Source organism: Enterobacter sp. UPMP2061, assembly GCF_053709615.1.
The window spans coordinates 419,977-440,486 of record NZ_JBSKJP010000002.1; the positions used below are offsets into that span (position 1 = coordinate 419,977).

Consider the following 20,510-nt stretch of genomic DNA (forward strand, 5'->3'; position numbering starts at 1 on the left):
CGCAGAAGTTTCCGCGGGTTGTTGCCGGTCAGCATATTCCTGCTTCTGCGCTTACCTTCAAATAACGTCTCCCGATCAACCTCACATTTCCCCGCGCTTTTGTGAAAATTGTCACGTCCGACCGTGCATATGCCCAAAAAATAGCCTCTCCTTAACGCGTTTTGTCCGAGGACGTGCTGATTTTTTATGCTTAAATTACATACTGAAACGCATTTTTAAAATCATAAAACCCCTTTGTCATTTTCTGCTTCTGGGCTTATCGCCGGACTTAAGGACCGATAATGAAAATTGAATCTGTAGACGTCACCGTTTTTCAGTACCCGACGCGTCGGGTCTCTGACGCGGCGGGGCATTCGCATCCTGGGCCGGAGAGCATGGCCAAAATGGCGATGTTGACCATCACGGCAGAAGAGGGCACCCGCGGATATTCGTTCGCGCCGCCGGAAGTGGTGCGCCCCTTTGTGGTCAATACCTTCTTTCGCAAAGTGCTGGTGGGGCAGGACGCATTCAACCGGGAACGCATCTGGCAGGATCTGGCGCACTGGCAGCGGGGAAGCGCGCATCAGCTGACCGAGCGTGCGCTGGGCTTCGTTGAACAGGCGCTGTGGGATCTGATTGGCCGTAAGCTCAACCTGCCGGTCTGGAAACTGCTTGGCGGCTATCGCGATAAGGTGCCGGCCTATGGCAGCACCATGTGCGGCGACGATCTGCCGGGCGGATTATCCACGCCAGAGGAGTACGCCAGCTTTGCCGAAAAGCTGGTGGCGCGCGGTTACAAGGCCATCAAGCTGCACACCTGGATGCCGCCGGTCTCTTTCGCCCCCAATCCAAAGATGGACGTCAAAGCCTGTGCCGCCGTGCGTGAAGCGGTTGGCCCGGACATTGACCTGATGATTGACGGCTACCACTGGTACAGCCGTACCGAGGCGCTGTACATCGGCAAAGCGCTGGAAAAGCTTGACTTCGCCTGGTTTGAAGAGCCGATGGAAGAGGAGAGCATGGCCTCCTACGCGTGGCTGGCGGAGAACCTCTCGATTCCGGTTATCGGGCCGGAAAGCCTGGGCGGAAAGCACCACAGCCGTGCTGACTGGATCAAAGCCGGGGCCTGCGACATCCTGCGCGCAGGGTCGAACGGCGTGGGCGGCATTTCCCCAACGCTGAAGGTGGCGAACCTGGCGGAATCTTTTGGCATGGACTGCGAAATACACGGCAACGGCGCGGCCAGCCTGGCGGTGATTGGCGCCATCAAAAACTGCCGCTGGTACGAGCGCGGCCTGCTGCACCCGTTCCTCGACTACGACCAACCGGCGGCGTACCTCAACAGCCTGGTGGACCCGATGGACGAACACGGCATGGTCAGTCTGCCGACCCGCCCGGGGCTGGGCGAAGACATTAATTTTGCATATATCGAAGCCAATACCGTCAGCCACGACTGACAGATAAAAACGTACCCTACAGGCGATATATACATGAAACGATCTCCCTTAGCCGGGGCGTGCTTGCTCGCGCTCTCGCTGATGATGGGGAGCGGTGCGGCGTACGCGAAAACGCCGCCCGACCAGCTCATCATCGGCATGAACATGAATAACCTGCTGACTCTCGATCCGGCGGCAATGACCGGTAACGAAGTGGTCGGCATTGTGGTCAATCTCTACGACTCGCTGGTGGAGCTGGACCCGAACGCGCTCACCAACGTCAGGCCCGCGCTGGCGACGTCCTGGAATATTTCGCCGGACCGTAAAACCCTGACCTTTCACCTGCGTGACGACGTTAAATTCCACTCTGGCAACCCGCTGACGGCGGAGGATGTGGTCTGGTCGATGCGCCGTCTGCTGCACCTCAACCTTGCCCAGGCGTCGGTGTGGAAGTCGTATGGATTTTCTAAGCAAAACATCGACAGCCAAATCAGCGCCCCCGATGCCTACACGGTGCAAATTGTTCTGCCTAAGCCTAACGATCCGCAGCTGGTGATCTACTCCCTCGGCGCGCTCGGCAACCTCGGCGTGCTCGACAGCAAAACGGTGCAACAGCACGCGGTGAATAGCGACTGGGGCAACCGCTGGCTTACCACCAACGAAGCGGGTTCCGGCCCGTTTATGCTGGAAACCTGGCAGGCGAAGGACATGCTGCGCATGCAGCGCAACCCGCAATACTGGCGGGAAGAACCCAAAATGAGCCGGGTGGTGCTGCGTCATTTCCAGGAGTCACAAACCCTGCGCCTGATGATTGAGAAAGGCGATCTCGACGTTGCCAGCAACATGGCGGTGGCGGACATTAACGCCCTGCGCAAAGACCCGCAGCTCACCGTCGAAGCCGTGCAGAAAGGCACGGTCTACTACGTGGCGATGAGCATGAAAGAGGTCCATTTCGCTAACCCGAAGGTGCGCGAAGCGGTGCGCTATCTGATTGACTATCAGGGCATCAACAGCGCGCTGATGCCGGGCTACGGCGTGCTGCACCAGCGCCCGATCAAGGCGGGTATGCCGTCCACGCTGCCGGACCCGGGCTATAGGCTCGATATCCCGCGCGCCAGAAAGCTGCTGGCGGAGGCGGGCTACCCGGACGGGTTTGACACCACCCTGCGGGTGCTGGCGGATCAGCCGTTCCTCAATATCGCCATCGCCGTGCAGTCGACGCTGATGCAGGCGGGCATCAACGCCAAAATCATCACCGGCACCGGGAACCAGATTTACGGCGCAATGCGCGAGCGCAAGTTCGACATGCTGGTGGGGCGCGGCGGTAGCGGCGTCGAACCCCATCCGCACTCCAGCCTGCGGGCGTTGGTCTATAACCCGGACAACAGCGATGGAGCCCGTCTGACCAACTTCCAGGGCTGGCGTACCAGCTTCTACGACAAGCCGCTCAACGAAATGATCGACAAGGCCCTGCTGGAGCGCGATCCGGAAAAACAGATCGCCGACTACCAGCAGATCCAGGTCCGCTACGACGAACTGATCCCGGCGATGATCCCCCTGTCACAGATGGTCGATTCGGTGGTGGTGCGTAACGAGGTGAAGAACTTCCAGTCGCACCCGTCGGCCACCACCTTCCTGCGTGAGGTCTACAAAACCGGAGGTGACAAATGAGTGTGGCAATTCTCGCGCCCGGCTCACGGACCCGGCGCTTCTCAAAGCGGTTAACGCAGGTGGTGGTGACGCTGTTCGGCCTTCTGCTGCTGACCTTTTTCATCGGCCGCGTAATGCCCGTTGATCCGGTGCTGGCGATTGTCGGACCGGATGCCGACCACAGCACCTATCAGCAGGTCTATCACCAGCTGGGATTCGACCGGTCGCTGCTGGCTCAGTTCGGTATTTACCTCAATAACCTGCTGCACGGCGATCTGGGAAATGCCCTGCTGACGGGTAAACCGGTGACTGCCGATATTCTGCGCGTCTTCCCGGCGACGCTCGAGCTGGCGACGATGGCGATTATCGTCGGTGCGGGTCTGGGCATTCCGCTGGGCGTACTGGCGGCGGCGCGGCGCAACAGCGTTTCCGACTACGTGGTGCGCATCATCAGTCTGGCGGGTTATTCCACGCCGATTTTCTGGGTCGGGATGATGGGGCTGCTGCTGTTCTACGCCTGGCTTGGCTGGGTGGGAGGCGCGGGACGTCTGGATCTCGGACTGGAGGGGGTAGTCCCACGCCGCACCGGACTGATGACGGTGGATGCGCTGCTGGCCGGGAACGGCGCGGTGTTCTGGAACGCCATTAACCATCTGGTTTTGCCCGCGTCGCTGCTTGGCTTCCACTCGCTGGCCTATATCAGCCGTATGACCCGCAGCTTCATGCTGGCGCAGCTGTCGCAGGAGTTCATTATCACTGCCCGGGTGAAGGGCTTAACTGAACGTCAGGTGATCTGGAATCACGCGTTTCGCAACATTCTCGTGCAGCTCCTGACGGTAGTGGCGCTGGCCTACGGCTCGCTGCTGGAGGGGGCGGTGCTGATTGAAACCGTCTTCTCCTGGCCGGGCTTCGGTTCGTATCTCACCGGCAGCCTGCTGCTCGGGGATATGAACGCGGTCATGGGCTGCGTGCTGCTGGTGGGGGTCATCTTCGTGATGCTGAACCTGCTCTCCGACATGCTGTATCAACTCTTTGACCCGAGGACGAAATCATGACCGTTTCTCTGGATTCGCCGCTGGGGACCGGGCCATCCGAACGCCGCCAGCGTATCAGACGCACGCTGGGCCGCGCCGCGGGCTTCGTCGGCAAGATGGCGCGCAATCCGCTCACCGCCATCGGCGGCGGGATTATCCTGCTGCTGCTGATTGTGGCGGCGTTTGCCCCGCTGATCGCGCCGTACAACCCGCTGGTGCAGGACCTCAATAACGCGCTGGTCGCCCCGAACGCACTGCACTTGTTCGGCACCGACGAGTTTGGCCGGGACATCTTCAGCCGGCTGGTGTACGGCGCGCGCATCACGCTCTACATCTTGCTGCTGGTCTCCGTGACCGTTGGCCCGCTGGGGCTGCTGCTGGGCGTCACCGCAGGCTACTTCGGCGGCAGGGTGGACGCGGTGCTGATGCGCGTCACCGATATCTTTATCTCCTTCCCGAGCCTGGTGCTGGCGCTGGCGTTTGTCGCGGCGCTCGGGCCGGGGCTGGAGCATGTGGTGATTGCGATTACGCTCACCGCCTGGCCGCCGATTGCCCGTCTGGCGCGCGCCGAAACCCTCTCTCTGCGCCAGGCCGATTTTATCTCCGCCGTGCGGCTTCAGGGTGCTTCCCCGGTGCGCGTACTGTGGCGTCACATTGTCCCGCTGTGCCTGCCGTCAGTGATTATCCGCATCACCATGAACATGGCGGGGATCATTCTCACCGCCGCCGGGCTGGGCTTTCTTGGCCTTGGCGCACAGCCGCCGGAGCCGGAGTCGGGAGCGATGATCTCCAGCGGTCGTACCTACATGATGGAGTGCTGGTGGGTGGTGACTATTCCGGGGCTGGCGATCCTGATCAACAGTCTGGCGTTCAACTTCTTAGGAGATGGCCTGCGTGACATCCTCGATCCTCGTAGCGAATAACCCGATGCTCGACGTGCGCGATCTCCACGTCGATTTTATCAACGGCGGCGCGGTCACCCACGCGGTGCGCGGCGTCTCTTTCCAGCTCGGACGCGAAAAGCTGGCGATTGTCGGTGAATCCGGTTCCGGTAAATCCACCGTCGGGCGGGCGCTGCTACGCCTGCATCCGGCCAAAGCGCAGATCCGCGCCGCGCGGATGCAGTTTGGCGATGTCGATTTACAGGCCGTCAGCGAGGCGCAGATGCGCGGCATTCGCGGCAAGCGCATCTCGATGATCATGCAGGACCCGAAATACTCCCTTAACCCGGTGGTGTGCGTGGGCGACCAAATTGCCGAAGCCTGGCTGACCCATCATCCGGGGCGCAAGGCGGAAGCCAAAGCCAGAGTGCTGGAGATGCTCGACGTGGTGCGCATTCGCCAGCCGGAGCGGGTGTATCACCTCTGTCCGCACGAGATTTCCGGCGGGCAGGGGCAACGCATCATGATCGCCATGATGCTGATCGCCGACCCGGAGCTGGTCATTGCCGACGAGCCGACTTCGGCGCTGGACGTGTCGGTGCGCTTGCAGGTGCTGGGGTTACTGGATGACCTGGTGCAGTCCCGCGGTCTGGGGCTGATCTTTATCAGCCACGACATCAACCTGGTGCGCAGCTTCTGCGACCGGGTGCTGGTGATGTACGCCGGACGGGTGGTGGAGTCGATTGCCGCGAAGGATCTGCACAACGCCAGGCATCCCTACACCCAGGGGCTCATCAGCGCGCTACCGGAAATCAACCATCGCCGACCGACGCTGCCGGTATTACAGCGTCAGGCCAGCTGGCTCACCGAGTAAGGAGCAGAGATGATCGAGATACAACACCTTAACCTGACGTTTGGCGAGGGCGAGAAGCGTAATCAGGTGCTGGACGATGTGAATATCAGCGTGAGGGACGGCGAGATTTACGGCCTGGTGGGGGAGTCCGGTTCGGGCAAAACCACGGTGCTGAAATGCCTTGCCGGGCTGTTTACCCACTGGGAGGGCGAGCTGGCGATTAACGGCAAGCGGCTGGAAAAACGTATCAGCCAGGAACGCTGCCGCCGGGTGCAGATGGTATTTCAGGATCCGTACGGCTCTTTGCATCCGCGTCACACCATCGGCGATATTCTGGAAGAGCCGCTGCACATTCACCGCATAAAAAATCGGGAGCGGCGCGTTCACGCCCTGCTGGATAAAGTTGGGCTTAGCCGGGCGTTTCGCGATCGCTATCCGCACCAGCTTTCCGGCGGGCAGCGCCAGCGCGTGGCGATTGCCAGGGCGCTGATTCTGGAGCCGCAGGTGCTGCTGCTGGATGAACCTACCTCGGCGCTGGACGTCTCGGTTCAGGCGGAAATCCTCAACCTGCTGGCGGAACTTCAGCGTGAGTCGAACCTGACCTACCTGATGGTCACCCACGATCTGGGCGTGATTGCCCATCTGTGTCAGAAGGTGGCGGTAATGCAGTATGGCAAAATCCTTGAAAGCCTGACGGTGGACGAACTGGTCGCCGGGCAGGCCAAAACCGACTATACGCGGATGCTGGTCAATGCCTCACAGCAGTATTCCCGCGAGATGGCGCGGGAGGTGGCGGTGTATTAGGTAGCCGGGTGGCGGCTACGCGATCGGTCCTGTAGGCCGGGTAAGGCGTAGCCGCCACCCGGCAAACCATCAGCGCAAGAGCTGACAATCCGGCGGTAATCGGCACTGCAACGCGCCCGGAACAACTTCGATGCGGAATTTCTCTCCGCTCAGCGGTTCGCCATCAAGGTTAAAGGTCATGCCGTGTGGGGCGATCACTTCAAACCACGCGGATTTCCCGGCGATAATATTGGGGCTCTCCTCTGGCTGCGTCAGCGTCGTAAACAGCGCGGGCAGCAGCCCGTCGCCAGTAAAAATGCGCAGCTGTAGCTGACCATCATTAATCAGGGCTTCCGGGCAAAGCTGCTGTCCGCCGCCTGCCTGACGTCCGTTGCCGATACCAATCACCAGCGCGTCGCCCTGCCAGTGGAAGTTCTCACCGTGGATTTCACAGCTGTCGGGCTTGAGGGTGTCCATGCGCATCAGGCCGTGAATGAGGTACGAGACGCCGCCCAGCGCGGCTTTCAGCTTCTCCGGCGTTTCGCTGGTGATCCGCGTGCCGAAACCGCCCGTTGCCATGTTGATAAAACAGGTTCTTTCATTCACCTGCGCAATGTCGACGGCGGTCGCTTTCCCGAGGATAGCCAGTTGCAGCGCTTTGCCTAAATCCTCAGGTATGCCGGCGCTGGTGGCAAAATCATTGGCGGTACCGAGCGGTAAAATGCCCATCACCGGGCGATGTGCTGTGTTGAGGTCAATAAGCGCGCCAGCGATCTCGTTGATTGTTCCGTCGCCGCCGCCTGAAATGATGGTCTCAGCGCCTAACCTGATGCCTTCGTCGATATAGCGTGCCGCATCGCCTTTTTCAAAGGTCACCCGCACGTGAATGCGCGCGCCATCTTCACGCAATTCGGTGATCGCCTGGCGCAACAGATCGTTGCCTGCACTTTTGCCATTGAGAATTAATAAACTGTCTGGATAGGATGCCATCCGGGTTGCTCCCTTTTTTAACTATAGAAAGAGTGTATCCCAGAGAAGGAAAAAGCGGGTAAGAACAGGATGAAAGGCAAAAAATAAGCCCGCGTAAGGGAGATTACGCAGGCTAAGGAGGTGGTTCCTGGTACAGCTAGCATTTATGGGTTATGTTTTTCAGCGGGGGGATAATACCCGTATTGAACGAAGCGGTATGTGATCCGATTCTAAGAATTATCCCAGCGTGAAAAAATCCCGTTGATTGACTATTTGCCGTGTGGATTTCGGGTATTTTCACCTTCAAAATTACGCATCAGCAGCGCAAACTCCAGCTCTACCTCTTCAGGAACCGGCAGCCAGACCACATGGCCGTCGCCAGGTGCGACCTCTATCGCCTCACCTTTTTTGTTTTCCAGGTGCTCGAGGCGGAAGTTCATGTTGCCCTGAGGCGTCATCAGCTCCAGGCTGTCGCCTTTAGTGAATTTGTTTTTTACGGCGACGGCGGCCAGCGGACCTTTACGTTCGCCGGTGAAGTCGCCTACAAACTGCTGGCGTTCGGAAATCGAGTAGCCATGCTCGTAGTTCTGGTAGTCGTCGTGGGTGTGACGGCGCAGGAAACCTTCGGTATAGCCGCGATGCGCCAGACCTTCCAGCGTTTCCAGCAGGCTGGTGTCGAACGGTTTGCCGGCGGCGGCATCGTCGATGGCTTTGCGATACACCTGTGCGGTACGGGCGCAGTAGTAGTAAGACTTGGTGCGGCCTTCGATTTTCAGGGAGTGTACGCCCATCTGGGTTAAACGCTCGACGTGTGCGATGGCGCGCAGATCTTTGGAGTTCATGATGTAGGTGCCATGCTCGTCTTCGAAGGCGGTCATGTATTCGCCCGGACGTTTGGCTTCTTCGATCATAAACACGCTGTCGGTAGGCGCGCCGATACCCAGCGTTGGCTCAACGTTGGTGACCGGGATCGGCTCGTGTTTGTGCACGATATTGCCGATGTCATCTTCTTTGCCTTCCTGAACGTTATATTCCCAGCGGCAGGCGTTGGTGCAGGTGCCCTGGTTCGGGTCACGCTTGTTGATGTAGCCAGAGAGCAGGCAGCGGCCGGAGTAGGCCATGCACAGCGCGCCGTGAACGAAGATTTCGATCTCCATATCCGGCACCTGGGTGCGGATCTCTTCGATCTCTTCGAGGGACAGCTCGCGGGACAGAATGACGCGGGTCAGCCCCATCTGTTTCCAGAATTTCACCGTTGCCCAGTTGACGGCGTTAGCCTGCACCGAGAGGTGAATGTCCATCTCCGGGAAGTTCTCCCGAACCAGCATGATTAAACCCGGGTCCGACATGATCAGCGCGTCCGGCCCCATCTCCACGACCGGCTTCAGGTCGCGAATGAACGTTTTCAGCTTGGCGTTGTGCGGCGCGATGTTCACCACCACGTAGAATTTTTTGCCCAGGGCATGCGCTTCGTTGATGCCGAGCTGAAGATTCTCGTGGTTGAATTCGTTGTTACGCACGCGCAGCGAGTAGCGCGGCTGGCCCGCGTAGACGGCGTCGGCACCATAGGCGAAAGCGTAACGCATATTTTGCAGCGTTCCCGCCGGGGAAAGGAGTTCCGGTTTAAACATGTTTGTTCTCGTTCTGATGACAGGTCAGATCCGCGTGCACCTGGTGCAGCGGTAAGGGGAGATCCCCCACTTTAAGGGCGGGCATTGTAGCGCTGCGGGGAAGAGAGGTAAAGCTTTGCCCCTCACCCTAACCCTCTCCCCTTTGGGGCTGAGGGCAGGGTGAGGGAGGGTTATTCAGGCAATCCTGCACGCATCCGCTTCCCAGCGATAACCCACGCCGTACACCGCGCGAATAAACGACTGGTCGGCGTCCAGTGCCTCCAGCTTGCGGCGCAGGTTTTTGATGTGACTGTCGATGGTGCGGTCGGTCACTACGCGGTAATCGTCATACAGATGGTTGAGCAGCTGTTCGCGGGAAAACACTTTTCCCGGCTCGTGGGAGAGCGTTTTCAGCAGGCGGAACTCCGCTGGGGTAAGATCCAATAGTTTGCTGCGCCAGCTCGCCTGGAAGCGGCTTTCGTCGACGATCAGCGGGCTTTGCGCATCCAGCACCTGCAATTCACGCTGTGGCTTACAGCGGCGGAGGATGGTTTTCACCCGAGCGACCACCTCCCGCGGACTGTAAGGCTTGCAGATGTAATCGTCGGCGCCGATTTCGAGCCCCAGCAGACGGTCGATCTCTTCGATTTTGGCCGTCACCATCACGATGGGCACATCGGAGAAACGACGAATTTCCCGGCACAGGGTCAGGCCGTCGGTACCCGGCAGCATCAGATCCAGCAGGATCAGATCCGGCGGCGTCTGGCGCACGTAGGGCAGCACCTGGTCGCCGTGGCTGATAAGCGTTGGCGCGTAACTTGCGGCACGCAGATAGTCGATCAGCAGTTGCCCAAGTTTAGGCTCGTCTTCCACGATCAAAATACGCGGTGTGTTGTCGTCAATCGGTAACTCGGTCATGCTTCCCTCGATAAATCCCGTTCCAGAGGTAACTCTACTGTAATGCTAACCCCGCCAAAAGGCGAATGGGCGGCGCGGATGGTGCCGCCGTGGGCCTCCACAATGTTAACGCAAATCGCCAGCCCAAGGCCGGAACCGCCGCTGGCGCGGTTGCGTGAACCTTCGGTGCGATAGAAGCGCTCGAACAGTTTTTCCAGCTGCGCATCTTTCACGCCAGGGGCGGAGTCCGCAAAGGTCAGGGCAAAGCGCCCGTTTTCCTGCCTGCCGGAGATATGCAGCGCGCCGCCGCCGTCGGTGTAGCGGAGGCTGTTCTCCAGCAGATTATTGAACAGCTGCATCAGGCGATCTCTGTCGCCAAATACCACCGCGCTGTCCGGCAGCGAAAGGTTGATTTTCAGGTCACGGCTGGCGAAGCGTTCGCGGAATGCGCCGGTCACGACTTCAAGGATATTGATCACGTCGACTGGGGCTTTCTGGTAGGCCAGGGCGCCTTCGTCGGACATGGAAAGCTGATGCAGATCGTCCACCAGCTTGGTCAGCGTGCCGACTTCCGCCTGAAGCGAGGCCACGGACTCGGGGGTGAACTGTCGCACGCCGTCCTGAATCGCCTCCAGCTCGCCGCGCAACACCGCCAGCGGGGTGCGCAGCTCGTGCGAAATGTCGGCCATAAAATCGCGGCGCATCTGCTGGTTTTTTTCCAGCGTGCTGGCGAGCTGGTTGAAGTCCTGCGCCAGCTTGCCCAGTTCATCCTGGCTGCGGGTGTCAACGCGGGTCGAGAAATCACCCGCCGCCAGCTTGTGCGTGCCTTCCACCAGGCGCTTAACCGGCGCCAGCAGGCCGCGCGCCAGCGGGAAGGTGGCGAGCGCCGCAAGCAGGGTAGAAAGCGCGACAATCAGCCAGCTGGTCTGACGCTGCTGGCGGTCAAAGTTGATGTCGGTGTTGCGCGTCAGCCGCTCGACCGGCGAGGCGATAACCCAGCCCACCGTGGCGCCGTTCGAAGTAATGGCGCGCTTTGTGCCGTCCGGCGGTACCGGAGAGCGTGGTCCAACGAGCACGCGCATCTCCTGATCTATCACCCAGAACTGGGTGCGCCAGCCGTGCGGCGGCATGCCCGGCCCCGGGCGGTCGTCGTCATTATCGTGCTCCAGCGAGCGCAGGATTTGAAACACAAAGCGATCGTTATTGCGCAGAAAACGCCAGTTACCGTGCAGGCTATACTGTTCGCCCAGCGCGTCGCTTAAGCCCTGTAGTCGCTGTTCGTTACCGTGCTTAATGTAGTCAATAAAGCCGCGCTCAAAGCTGACCCGCACCGCCCAGTGCATGGTAATCAGCAGAACGATACAGGTGGCGAAAATCGCCACAAAAAGCTTACCGGTGATCCCCGGACGCCAGAATTTCATGGTGCACTCCTTTTGCCGCGTCGGATCACGACGTTTTTGGTCGTGTCATTCGGTACTCTGGCAAAGATAAAAGCGGGCAGGGCGATAATTACCGCCATGCTGAGGTAAGTGTATAAAAAGACCTGATGCGCGACGGGGGTGTCGGCGCTGAGATGGTGCTGCCCGTACATGCCGAGCAGCAATCCGGCGACCGTGACCCCCACGCTCATGGAGAGCTGCATGATCATCGACAGCAGGCTGTTACCGCTGCTCGCCAGCTCGTCCGGCAGATCTTTTAGCGTCAGGGTGTTCATCGACGAGAAGCGCATGGAGTTGATGATCCCCTGGCAGAACAGCACCAGCGGCAGGATGTAGTACCAGCCCAGCAGCGCCACGGCCATAAACAGCAGGCAGACCAACGCCAGCCCGATCGTGGCGGCCACCAGCACCCGGCGATAGCCGAAGCGGTTCACCACCTGCACCACAATACGCTTCATCCCCATGCTGCCGAGCACCATCGGGATCATCATCAGCCCGGCGTGGAACGGCGAGAAGCCCATCCCAATCTGTAAAAACACCGGCGTCATAAACGGCAACATGCCGCTGCCGATGCGTCCGGCAAAGCTGCCGAACAGACCAAGACGGTAGGTGGGATTCCTGAACAGATTCAGGCTGAACAGCGCGTTAGCGTTGCCTCTGGCATGCCACAGATACCAGAGAATCGCGGTGATCCCCAGCGCCACCAGCAGGGCGAGCGACAGGGAGGAGATCCCCAGCCCTTTTTGCCCGTCGAGGGCCAGGGTGAGCGTCGCCATGCCAGCCGCCAGCAGGATAAAGCCAACGAAATCAAAGCGCCGGGTCTGCATTTTATAGTTCGGCATCAGCGTCAGAGTGGCAATCGCGCCGATAATACCGACCGGCAGGTTGATCAGGAAGATCCAGTGCCAGGAGGCATACTCCACCAGAATACCGCCCAGCGCCGGGCCAAGCAGCGGGCCGACCTGACCGGGCAAGGTGACGAAGGTCATCGCCGCCATATACTGCGCGCGCGGAACAATTTTCATCACCGTTAACCGCCCGACGGGCACCATCATCGCGCCGCCGACGCCCTGTAGCACGCGCGCCATCACCAGTTGATCGAGGGTATTGGCCTGGGCGCAAAACAGCGACCCGGTGGTAAACAGCACAATGGCGGTGAAGAAGATGTTTCGCACACCGACTTTATCCGCCAGCCAGCCGCTGGCGGGCAGCATCACGGCGACCGTCAGCACGTAGGCGACAATCACCATATGCATGTGCAGCGGGCTCTCCCCCAGGCTTTTCGCCATCGAGGGGAGGGCGGTATTCACGATGGTCGTGTCCAGCGACTGCATAAAGAAGCCGAACGCGACGATCCATAATTGCCAGCGAACGTTACTGGGTAGGTCGGTCATTTACTCGGTCACCGTGGTTCTCTTTTTACGCGAAAAACGCAGCCGCAGGCGGTCGAAGAACAGATAGACTACCGGCGTGGTGTAGAGCGTCAGCAGCTGGCTCATCACCAGGCCGCCGACAATCGTGATCCCCAGCGGCTGGCGCAGTTCAGAGCCGTCACCACCGGATATGACCAGCGGTAGCGCACCGAATAGCGCGGCCAGCGTGGTCATCATGATCGGGCGAAAACGCAGCAGACAGGCCTGGAATATCGCCTCGTCCGGCGTCAGGTTGCCGTTACGCTGGGCGTCCAGGGCAAAGTCGACCATCATAATCGCGTTTTTCTTCACAATACCTATTAATAGCAAGATCCCGATGAGCGCGATTAGGCTGAACGGGGCACCGAACAGCTCCAGCGCCAGCAGCGCCCCCACGCCCGCAGAGGGAAGCGTGGAGAGAATGGTCAACGGGTGCACATAGCTTTCGTACAGCACGCCCAGCACGATATAAACCGTGGCAATAGCCGCCAGGATCAAAATGACCTGCGAGTTCATGGTGTCCTGGAACACCTGCGCCGTACCGGCAAAGCTGCCGCGCACGGAGGAGGGCACCCCGAGCTGGGTCATGGCGCGGTTGATGGCGTCGCTGGCCTCAGACAGCGACGAGCCGGTTGGCAGGTTAAACGACACGGTCGAGGCGGCGGAAAGCCCCTGGTGGTTCACCGACAGCGGCGCGTTCGACGGCTGCCAGCTGGCGAAGTACGACAGCGGGATCGCCTTGCCGTCATTATTGATCACAAACATCTTGTCCAGCGCGCTGATGTCCTGGGTGTAGCGCGGATCAACTTCCATCACCACCTTGTACTGGTTCATCGGCTGATAGATGGTGGAGACTTCACGCTGCCCGAAGGCGTTGTTAAGCAGGCTGTTGGCCGCTTCAACGTTAATGCCCAGGCGGGACATGGTTTCGCGATCGTAGGTGAGCGCCATCTCCGCGCCGTTATTCTGGCTGTCGGAGTTCACGTCCGCCAGCTGCGGCAGCGCGGCCAGCGCTTTACGGATCTTCGGCTCCCATTCGCGCAGGGCGGCTAAGTCATCCGAGAGCAGGGTGTACTGATAGCTGGCGTTAGCCTGTCGTCCGCCGACGCGAATATCCTGAACGGCCATCAAAAACAGATTTGCCCCCGGCTCTTTGGCAAGCTTCAGCCGCAGGCGGTCAATGATCTGCTGCGCCGTTTCGTGACGTTCACCGCGCGGCTTAAGGGTAATAAACATCATCCCGCTGTTAACGCGCGAGCCGCCGGTAAAGCCGGTGACGTTATCCACGGCCGGATCTTCCCGGATGATTTTCATAAAGTCTTGCAGTTTGCCCCGCATCGCCTGGAACGAAATACTCTGGTCCGCCTGAATACCGCCCATCAGCACGCCGGTATCCTGCTCCGGGAAGAAGGTTTTCGGGATGGTGATATACATCCAGACGTTGAGCACAATGGTGCCGATCAGCACCAGCCCGACAAGACGCGTGTGGTTCAGCACCCATTTCAGCGATTTGCCATAGCCTGACTGCATCGCCATCAGGACGCGGCCAAAGCCTTTCCTGCGCGGCTGCGAGTGCGGTTGGCTGCGCTTTAGCATCCAGCCGCACATCATCGGCGTCAGCGTCAGCGAAATCACCAGGGAGATACCGATGGCGACGGAAAGCGTGACGGCAAATTCGCGCAGCAGTCGCCCCGGCAGGCCGCCCATCAGCAGCAGCGGCAGGAACACCGCCACCAGCGACAGGCTCATGGACAGGACCGTGAAGCCCACTTCGCGCGTCCCCTGAAGCGCCGCCTGGAGCGGCTTCATGCCCGCTTCCAGATGGCGCGAGATATTCTCCAGCACCACGATGGCGTCATCCACTACAAACCCGGTGGCAATCGTCAGCGCCATCAGCGACAGGTTGTTAAGACTAAACCCGCACAGGTACATGGCGGCAAAGGTGCCTATCAGCGATACCGGAACCGCCACCGCCGGGATCAGCGTGGCGCGCCCCGAGCGCAGGAACAGGAACACCACCAGGATCACCAGCGCGACGGAGATGATCAGCGTTTGCTCTACCTCCTCAAGCGAGGCGCGGATGGTAGGGGAGCGGTCCTGCGCAATCTGGAGGTCGATAGCCGCCGGAATCGTTTCCTGAAGCTCCGGCAGGCGCGCGCGGATGCTGTTCACCGTCTGGATAATGTTGGCTTCCGGCAGTTTGCGGATCATCAGCAAAATCGCCGGTTTGGCGTTAGTCATCCCGGCGTTACGCACGTCCTGCACCGAATCGGTGACGCTGGCGACGTCGCTCAGGCGCACCGCCGCACCGTTGTTGTAGTGAATAATCAACGGCTGATACTCGGCGGCGGTTTTCAGCTCGTCGTTGGTCTGGATCTGCCAGCGGTGGCTGTTGTCCTCAATCGCGCCCTGCGGCTTACGCACGTTGGCGTTGCTGATGGCGGAACGCACGTCGTCCAGCGATACGCCCTGGTTAAACAGCGCCTGCGGATTCAGCCCCACGCGCACGGCGGGCAGAGAGCTGCCGCCGACGTCCACGTCGCCCACGCCGTCAATCTGGGCGATGGTTTGCGCCAGCTGGGTGGAGGCAAAATCGTACAGCTCGCCCTGGGAGTAGGTCTCTGACGTGAGCGTCAGGATCATGATCGGCGCGTCGGACGGGTTAGCCTTGCGGTAGGTTGGACGGCTCGGCATGCCGCTTGGCAGCAGGCTTTGGGCGGCGTTTATCGCGGCCTGCACGTCACGCGCCGCGCCGTTGATGTCCCGGTCGAAGTTAAATTCCAGAATGATGCGCGTGCTGCCCAGCGAACTGCTGGAGGTCATCTCGTTAACCCCGGCAATTCGCCCAAGCGAGCGCTCAAGCGGCGTCGCCACCGATGACGCCATGGTCTCCGGCGAGGCACCCGGCAGCGAGGCGCTGACCATGATCACCGGGAAATCGACCTGCGGCAGCGGGGCCACCGGCAGCAGCCGGAAGCCCAGCACGCCGCACAGGGTAATAGCGACGGAGAGTAAAATCGTCGCCACCGGACGGTAAATGAAGAGGGCGAAAAACTTCACTTACGCCTCCTCTTCACGTTTCGGGAAGCGGCTTTTCGTCCACAGGGCCAGACGGTCAAACAGCAGGTAGATAACCGGCGTGGTAAACAGCGTCAGCACCTGGCTCACCAGCAGGCCGCCCACCATCCCGATGCCCAGCGGACGGCGCAGTTCGGCCCCCACGCCGGTGCTCAGCATCAGCGGCAGCGCGCCCAGCAGGGCGGCGAGGGTGGTCATCAGGATCGGACGAAAACGCAGCAGACAGGCCTGGTAAATGGCCTCGCGCGGCGCCATACCCTGCTCGCGCTCGGCGGCCAGCGCAAAGTCGATCATCATGATGGCGTTTTTCTTCACAATGCCGATAAGCAGGATGATGCCGATGATCGCAATGACGTCCAGCTCGCTCCCCGCCAGCATCAGCGCCAGCAGCGCCCCCACGCCCGCCGTCGGCAGGGTGGAGAGGATGGTGATCGGATGGATAAAGCTTTCATACAGCACGCCAAGCACGATATACATCGCCACCACCGCCGCGACAATCAGCCAGACGGTGCTGCCCAGCGCGGCCTGGAACGCTAGCGTACTGCCCTGGAACTGGGTCTGAATATCGGACGGGAAGCTGAGTTCTTTCTCCGCGCCCAGAATGGCCTCCACCGCTTCGCCCAGGGAATACCCGTCCGGCACGTTGAAGGAAATGGTGGTGGACGGGAACTGATCGAGATGGTTAATCGACAGCGGGGTGTGACGCTCTTCCACGCTGGCAATGGCGCTGAGCGGCACAATCCCGCCGTCTTTGCTGGTCAGGCGCACCGTGTCCAGCGCGGCCAGCCCGGGCGTGTTCTCGGTGTTATGTTCCAGCACCACGCGATACTGGTTGGCCTGGGTATAGATGGTGGAGATCAGGCGCTGGCCAAAGGCGTTATACAGGGCGTTATCCACGTCGGACATGGTAATGCCCAGACGGCTGGCGGTGTCGCGGTTGACGTTCACGTACGCCGCCAGCCCTTTATCCTGCCAGTCGCTGCTGACGTCAGAAACCTGCGGCAGTGCTTTCAGCTTGTCCACCAGCTGCGGCACCCAGGTGCTCAGTGCCTCAAGCGAGGTGGCCTGGAGCGTAAACTGGTACTGCGTGCGGCTCACCTGCGTATCAATGGTTAAATCCTGGATCGGTTGCAGATACAGCTCAATGCCCGGCACGCGCGCCACCGCGCTTTGCAGGCGTTCAATCACCGCGTTAACGCGATCGTCGCGGTCATCGAGCGGTTTAAGGTTAATTTGCAGGCGCGCGCTGTTGAGCGACGGGTTGGTGCCGTCCACCCCCACGTAGGCAGTCAGGCTTTCCACGGCCGGATCTTTCATGATGATCTCAGACACCTGCTGCTGGCGCTGCGCCATGTTGGCGAAGGAGACCGTCTGCGGCGCCTGAAGCGTGCCCTGAATAATGCCGTTGTCCTGAATCGGGAAGAAGCCTTTCGGAATGAAAATCCACAGCATGACGCTGAGCGCCAGGGTGCCGAGCGCCACGCCGAGCGTTGCCCACGGATGGTTCAGCACTTTCGCCAGCACGCGGCCGTAGGCGGCGATAATGCGCTCGAACATCCGCTCGGAGGCACGCGAGAAGCGGTTTTGCTTGCGCAAGGACTCGTGGCTCAGCATGCGGGCGCACATCATCGGCGTCAGCGTCAGCGACACCACGGCAGAGATCAGAATGGCGACCGCCAGCGTCACGGCAAACTCGCGGAACAGCCGCCCGACGATATCGCCCATAAACAGCAGCGGGATCAGCACCGCAATCAGCGAGAAGGTGAGCGAGATAATGGTAAAGCCGATCTCCCCCGCGCCCTTCAGCGCGGCGGCTAACGGCTTTTCACCTTTTTCGATATAGCGCGAGATGTTCTCGATTACCACGATGGCGTCGTCCACCACAAACCCGGTGGCGATGGTGAGCGCCATCAGCGTCAGGTTGTTAATCGAGAAGTCGAGGAACACCATCACCGCGAACGTTCCGACCAGCGAGAGCGGCACGGCGACGGCGGGAATGATGGTTGCCGGGACGTTGCGCAGGAACAGGTAGATGATCATCACCACCAGCGCAATCGCCAGCATCAGCTCGAACTGGGTGTCGGTCACTGACGCGCGAATATTCGTGGTGCGGTCAGAGAGCACTTTCACGCTGACCGATTTTGGCAGGCTTTCCACCAGCTGCGGCAGCATGGTGCGAATGCTGTCGGCGGTATCAATAATGTTCGCGCCCGGCTGGCGCTGAACGTTCATGACAATCGCCTGCTGCTTATTGGCCCACGCCCCGAGCCAGCTGTTTTCCGCGCCTTGTTCAACGGTTGCCACGTCGCCCAAACGGATCGGCGCGCCGTTCTGGTAGGCAATGATCAGCTGACGGTACTCATCGGCGGACTGCATCTGGTCGTTGGCGGAGAGCGTGACCGCGCGGGTCGGGCCGTCCAGCGAACCCTTCGCTGAGTTGACGTTGGCGCTGCTGATGGCGGTGCGAATGGTTTCGCTGGTTAACCCCAGCGCGGCAATGGCCTGGGCATTCAGTTTGACGCGCACGGCGGGGCGTTGACCGCCCGCCAGCGTCACCAGCCCCACGCCGGTCACCTGCGAAATCTTCTGCGCCACGCGGGTTTCAACCATGTCTTCCACCTGGGTCATCGGCATGGCGGAGGAGGTGACGGCAAGGGTCATGATCGGCGGATCCGCCGGGTTGACCTTGCTGTAAACCGGTGGATTCGGCAGGTCAGACGGCAGCAGGTTTGTGGCGGCGTTAATCGCGGCCTGCACCTCCTGCTCAGCGACGTCCAGCGACAGCGTGAGCTGGAACTGAAGCGTGACGACCGAAGCGCCACCGGAGCTCTGGGAGGACATTTGCTTCAGGCCAGACATCTGGCCAAACTGACGCTCCAGCGGGGCGGTGATGGCGGACGTCACCACATCCGGACTGGCGCCCGGATAGAGGGTGACAACCTGAATGGTCGGGTAGTCCACTTCCGGCAGCGCCGACACGGGCAGAAAACGGTAGCCAATGATCCCGGCCAGCAGGATCGCCACCATCAACAGGGTCGTCGCAACCGGACGTAAGATAAACAGGCGTGATGGCCCACCTGTAGAGCTCGGCGGCAAGACCTGCATCAGGCTTTTGCTCCTGTATCCTGCGCTTCCACCACCTCGACCTGCGCCCCTTCGGTCAGACGGTCAATACCGTCGGTCACGACGCGGTCGCCAGCGGACAGCCCGGCGCTGATCACCACCGTCTGGCTGTCCTGGATGCCGGTTTTCACCAGGTGTTTGCTGACCTTGTTTTCGCTGTTCAGCACCCAGACAAAATTGCCTTCACTGCCCATTTGCAGGGCCGCCGTCGGGATCACCACCGCGTTTTCTTCGGTCGCGACCAGCATTCGCGCGTTGACGAACTGATTCGGGAACAGGGCATCGTCCTGATTGTTGAAGCGTGCTTTTAGCTTAATGGTGCCGGTGGTGGTGTCGATCTGGTTATCCAGGCTCAACAGCGAACCTTCGCTCAGCTTCTGCTTGTTGGTGCGATCCCAGGCTTCAACCACCAGCGCTTTTCCGGCCTTCTGCGCCTGTATCACCGTCGCAATGTCGCTTTCCGGCAGGGTAAAGACGAGATCGATAGGGTGCGTCTGGGTGATCACCACGATGCCCGTGGTATCGCCGCTGGAGATTTGGTTCCCGATATCGACCTGTTTCAGGCCCACGCGGCCGTCAATCGGCGCGGTGATCCGGCTCCAGTCAAGCTGGAGCTGGGCGCTGGCGACCGCGGCTTCGTCGGCCTTGATGGTGCCCTGAGATTCACTGACCAGAGACTGCTGGGTGTCCAGCTCCTGGCGCGACACGAGGTTGGTTTTTACCAGCTGCTGATAGCGGGCTAAATCGCGGCGGGCATTGGCGAGGGTGGCTTTGTCTTTCGCGAGCTGCCCCTGCGCCTGCGCCAGGGCAACCTTAAACTGGCTTGGATCGATTTCCGCCAGCAGATCGCCGGCTTTTACCTGCTGACCTTCCTGGAAATGGATGGCCATCAACTGACCGTCCACGCGGCTACGTACCGTCACGGTGTTGGCGGCGGTGATGGTTCCCAGCCCGGAGAGATAACGAGGCACCGCTTTATTCACCGCCGTTGCCGCCTGCACCGGTGCCAGCGCACCGCCGCGCATAGCGTGGCGCCCACCGCCCGTTGAGCGTTGTGAGGGGCTATTAGCGCCAGCAGGTGCCGTGGAGTTCGCGGACTGGCTGTGCCAGTACCAGGCGGCGGCCAGGACCACCACAATCAGACCAACGGCGATTGCCCAGCGGGATTTGTTACTGCCTTTCATCGTTATACGTTCTCATCCTGAAACTCTTTCGGGGAATGATACTAGTTTAGTCAGCTAACACAGCGGAAAAATGGAGGAAATATGGAAGACTGTCGGGAATTGTCTGAGTGTGGCGCAGCGGTTTCGCCTTCGCCGGGTGGCGCTTCGCTTACCCGGCCTACGGTTGGAGGATCTTGTAGGCC

Annotated in this window: 14 protein-coding genes; 6 read left to right on the plus strand and 8 right to left on the minus strand. The window is 60.3% G+C overall.

Annotated elements, in window-relative coordinates; translation table 11 throughout:
* The first annotated feature begins 281 nt into the window (after window positions 1–281).
* Genes ACWKXX_RS07500 through ACWKXX_RS07525 form a run of 6 tightly spaced genes read left to right on the plus strand, consistent with a single transcriptional unit; the run spans window position 282 to window position 6,637 of the window.
* Complete coding sequence (locus ACWKXX_RS07500; RefSeq protein WP_017383258.1) at window positions 282–1,436, plus strand: mandelate racemase family protein; 1,155 nt, start codon at window positions 282–284, stop codon at window positions 1,434–1,436.
* A gap of 33 nt (window positions 1,437–1,469) precedes the next feature.
* Entirely contained in the window at window positions 1,470–3,086 is a 1,617-nt protein-coding gene (locus ACWKXX_RS07505; RefSeq protein ID WP_023304089.1) for an ABC transporter substrate-binding protein, read from the plus strand.
* Window positions 3,083–4,120 (plus strand): ABC transporter permease, encoded by a 1,038-nt coding sequence (locus ACWKXX_RS07510; protein ID WP_017693076.1) that lies wholly within the window; start codon window positions 3,083–3,085, stop codon window positions 4,118–4,120. Before ACWKXX_RS07505 ends, ACWKXX_RS07510 begins: the two co-directional genes overlap by 4 nt.
* Window positions 4,117–5,022 carry an ABC transporter permease gene (locus tag ACWKXX_RS07515; protein WP_261666115.1) on the plus strand — a complete coding sequence of 302 codons (906 nt, stop codon included), beginning with the start codon at window positions 4,117–4,119 and terminating at the stop codon, window positions 5,020–5,022. The genes ACWKXX_RS07510 and ACWKXX_RS07515 overlap by 4 nt, the downstream gene beginning before the upstream one ends.
* Entirely contained in the window at window positions 4,994–5,854 is an 861-nt protein-coding gene (locus tag ACWKXX_RS07520) for an ABC transporter ATP-binding protein (RefSeq protein WP_032666825.1), read from the plus strand. Before ACWKXX_RS07515 ends, ACWKXX_RS07520 begins: the two co-directional genes overlap by 29 nt.
* A gap of 9 nt (window positions 5,855–5,863) precedes the next feature.
* Window positions 5,864–6,637: an ABC transporter ATP-binding protein gene (locus tag ACWKXX_RS07525; RefSeq protein WP_032669504.1), complete on the plus strand. Its 774-nt coding sequence runs from the start codon at window positions 5,864–5,866 to the stop codon at window positions 6,635–6,637.
* Window positions 6,638–6,706: 69 nt separating this feature from the next.
* Here ACWKXX_RS07525 and yegS read toward each other — a convergent pair whose 3' ends face one another.
* The 8 genes from yegS to ACWKXX_RS07565 all read right to left on the minus strand — a co-directional run bounded on the left by yegS (window position 6,707) and on the right by ACWKXX_RS07565 (window position 20,328).
* On the minus strand, window positions 6,707–7,606 hold the full coding sequence (yegS, locus tag ACWKXX_RS07530) for a lipid kinase YegS (protein WP_015572360.1): 900 nt from the start codon (window positions 7,604–7,606) through the stop codon (window positions 6,707–6,709).
* A gap of 248 nt (window positions 7,607–7,854) precedes the next feature.
* Window positions 7,855–9,216 (minus strand): prephenate-dependent tRNA uridine(34) hydroxylase TrhP, encoded by a 1,362-nt coding sequence (gene trhP / locus ACWKXX_RS07535; protein ID WP_017383261.1) that lies wholly within the window; start codon window positions 9,214–9,216, stop codon window positions 7,855–7,857.
* 174 nt (window positions 9,217–9,390) lie between these two features.
* Complete coding sequence (baeR, locus tag ACWKXX_RS07540) at window positions 9,391–10,113, minus strand: envelope stress response regulator BaeR (RefSeq protein WP_015572364.1); 723 nt, start codon at window positions 10,111–10,113, stop codon at window positions 9,391–9,393.
* Entirely contained in the window at window positions 10,110–11,513 is a 1,404-nt protein-coding gene (baeS, locus tag ACWKXX_RS07545) for an envelope stress sensor histidine kinase BaeS (protein WP_015572365.1), read from the minus strand. Before baeS ends, baeR begins: the two co-directional genes overlap by 4 nt.
* On the minus strand, window positions 11,510–12,925 hold the full coding sequence (mdtD, locus tag ACWKXX_RS07550; RefSeq protein WP_045328806.1) for an MFS transporter: 1,416 nt from the start codon (window positions 12,923–12,925) through the stop codon (window positions 11,510–11,512). Before mdtD ends, baeS begins: the two co-directional genes overlap by 4 nt.
* The gene (mdtC, locus tag ACWKXX_RS07555) at window positions 12,926–16,003 is read right to left on the minus strand and encodes a multidrug efflux RND transporter permease subunit MdtC (RefSeq protein WP_150391061.1); all 3,078 of its coding nucleotides are present in this window, start codon (window positions 16,001–16,003) and stop codon (window positions 12,926–12,928) included.
* A complete protein-coding gene (locus tag ACWKXX_RS07560) occupies window positions 16,004–19,126 on the minus strand; it encodes an MdtB/MuxB family multidrug efflux RND transporter permease subunit (protein ID WP_032619335.1) in 3,123 nt (1,040 codons plus the stop codon).
* The gene (locus ACWKXX_RS07565; RefSeq protein ID WP_017693081.1) at window positions 19,126–20,328 is read right to left on the minus strand and encodes an MdtA/MuxA family multidrug efflux RND transporter periplasmic adaptor subunit; all 1,203 of its coding nucleotides are present in this window, start codon (window positions 20,326–20,328) and stop codon (window positions 19,126–19,128) included. Before ACWKXX_RS07565 ends, ACWKXX_RS07560 begins: the two co-directional genes overlap by 1 nt.
* Window positions 20,329–20,510: the final 182 nt, after the last annotated feature.

What these genes read in the sequence shown, in the direction of transcription:
- ACWKXX_RS07560 (WP_032619335.1), bottom strand. Translation starts at nt 19,126, where the DNA reads ATGCAGGTCTTGCCGCCGAGCTCTACAGGTGGGCCATCACGCCTGTTT.
- ACWKXX_RS07525 (WP_032669504.1), top strand. Translation starts at nt 5,864, where the DNA reads ATGATCGAGATACAACACCTTAACCTGACGTTTGGCGAGGGCGAGAAG.
- trhP (WP_017383261.1), bottom strand. Translation starts at nt 9,216, where the DNA reads ATGTTTAAACCGGAACTCCTTTCCCCGGCGGGAACGCTGCAAAATATG.
- baeS (WP_015572365.1), bottom strand. Translation starts at nt 11,513, where the DNA reads ATGAAATTCTGGCGTCCGGGGATCACCGGTAAGCTTTTTGTGGCGATT.
- ACWKXX_RS07505 (WP_023304089.1), top strand. Translation starts at nt 1,470, where the DNA reads ATGAAACGATCTCCCTTAGCCGGGGCGTGCTTGCTCGCGCTCTCGCTG.
- baeR (WP_015572364.1), bottom strand. Translation starts at nt 10,113, where the DNA reads ATGACCGAGTTACCGATTGACGACAACACACCGCGTATTTTGATCGTG.
- yegS (WP_015572360.1), bottom strand. Translation starts at nt 7,606, where the DNA reads ATGGCATCCTATCCAGACAGTTTATTAATTCTCAATGGCAAAAGTGCA.
- ACWKXX_RS07565 (WP_017693081.1), bottom strand. Translation starts at nt 20,328, where the DNA reads ATGAAAGGCAGTAACAAATCCCGCTGGGCAATCGCCGTTGGTCTGATT.
- ACWKXX_RS07515 (WP_261666115.1), top strand. Translation starts at nt 4,117, where the DNA reads ATGACCGTTTCTCTGGATTCGCCGCTGGGGACCGGGCCATCCGAACGC.
- ACWKXX_RS07510 (WP_017693076.1), top strand. Translation starts at nt 3,083, where the DNA reads ATGAGTGTGGCAATTCTCGCGCCCGGCTCACGGACCCGGCGCTTCTCA.
- mdtD (WP_045328806.1), bottom strand. Translation starts at nt 12,925, where the DNA reads ATGACCGACCTACCCAGTAACGTTCGCTGGCAATTATGGATCGTCGCG.
- ACWKXX_RS07500 (WP_017383258.1), top strand. Translation starts at nt 282, where the DNA reads ATGAAAATTGAATCTGTAGACGTCACCGTTTTTCAGTACCCGACGCGT.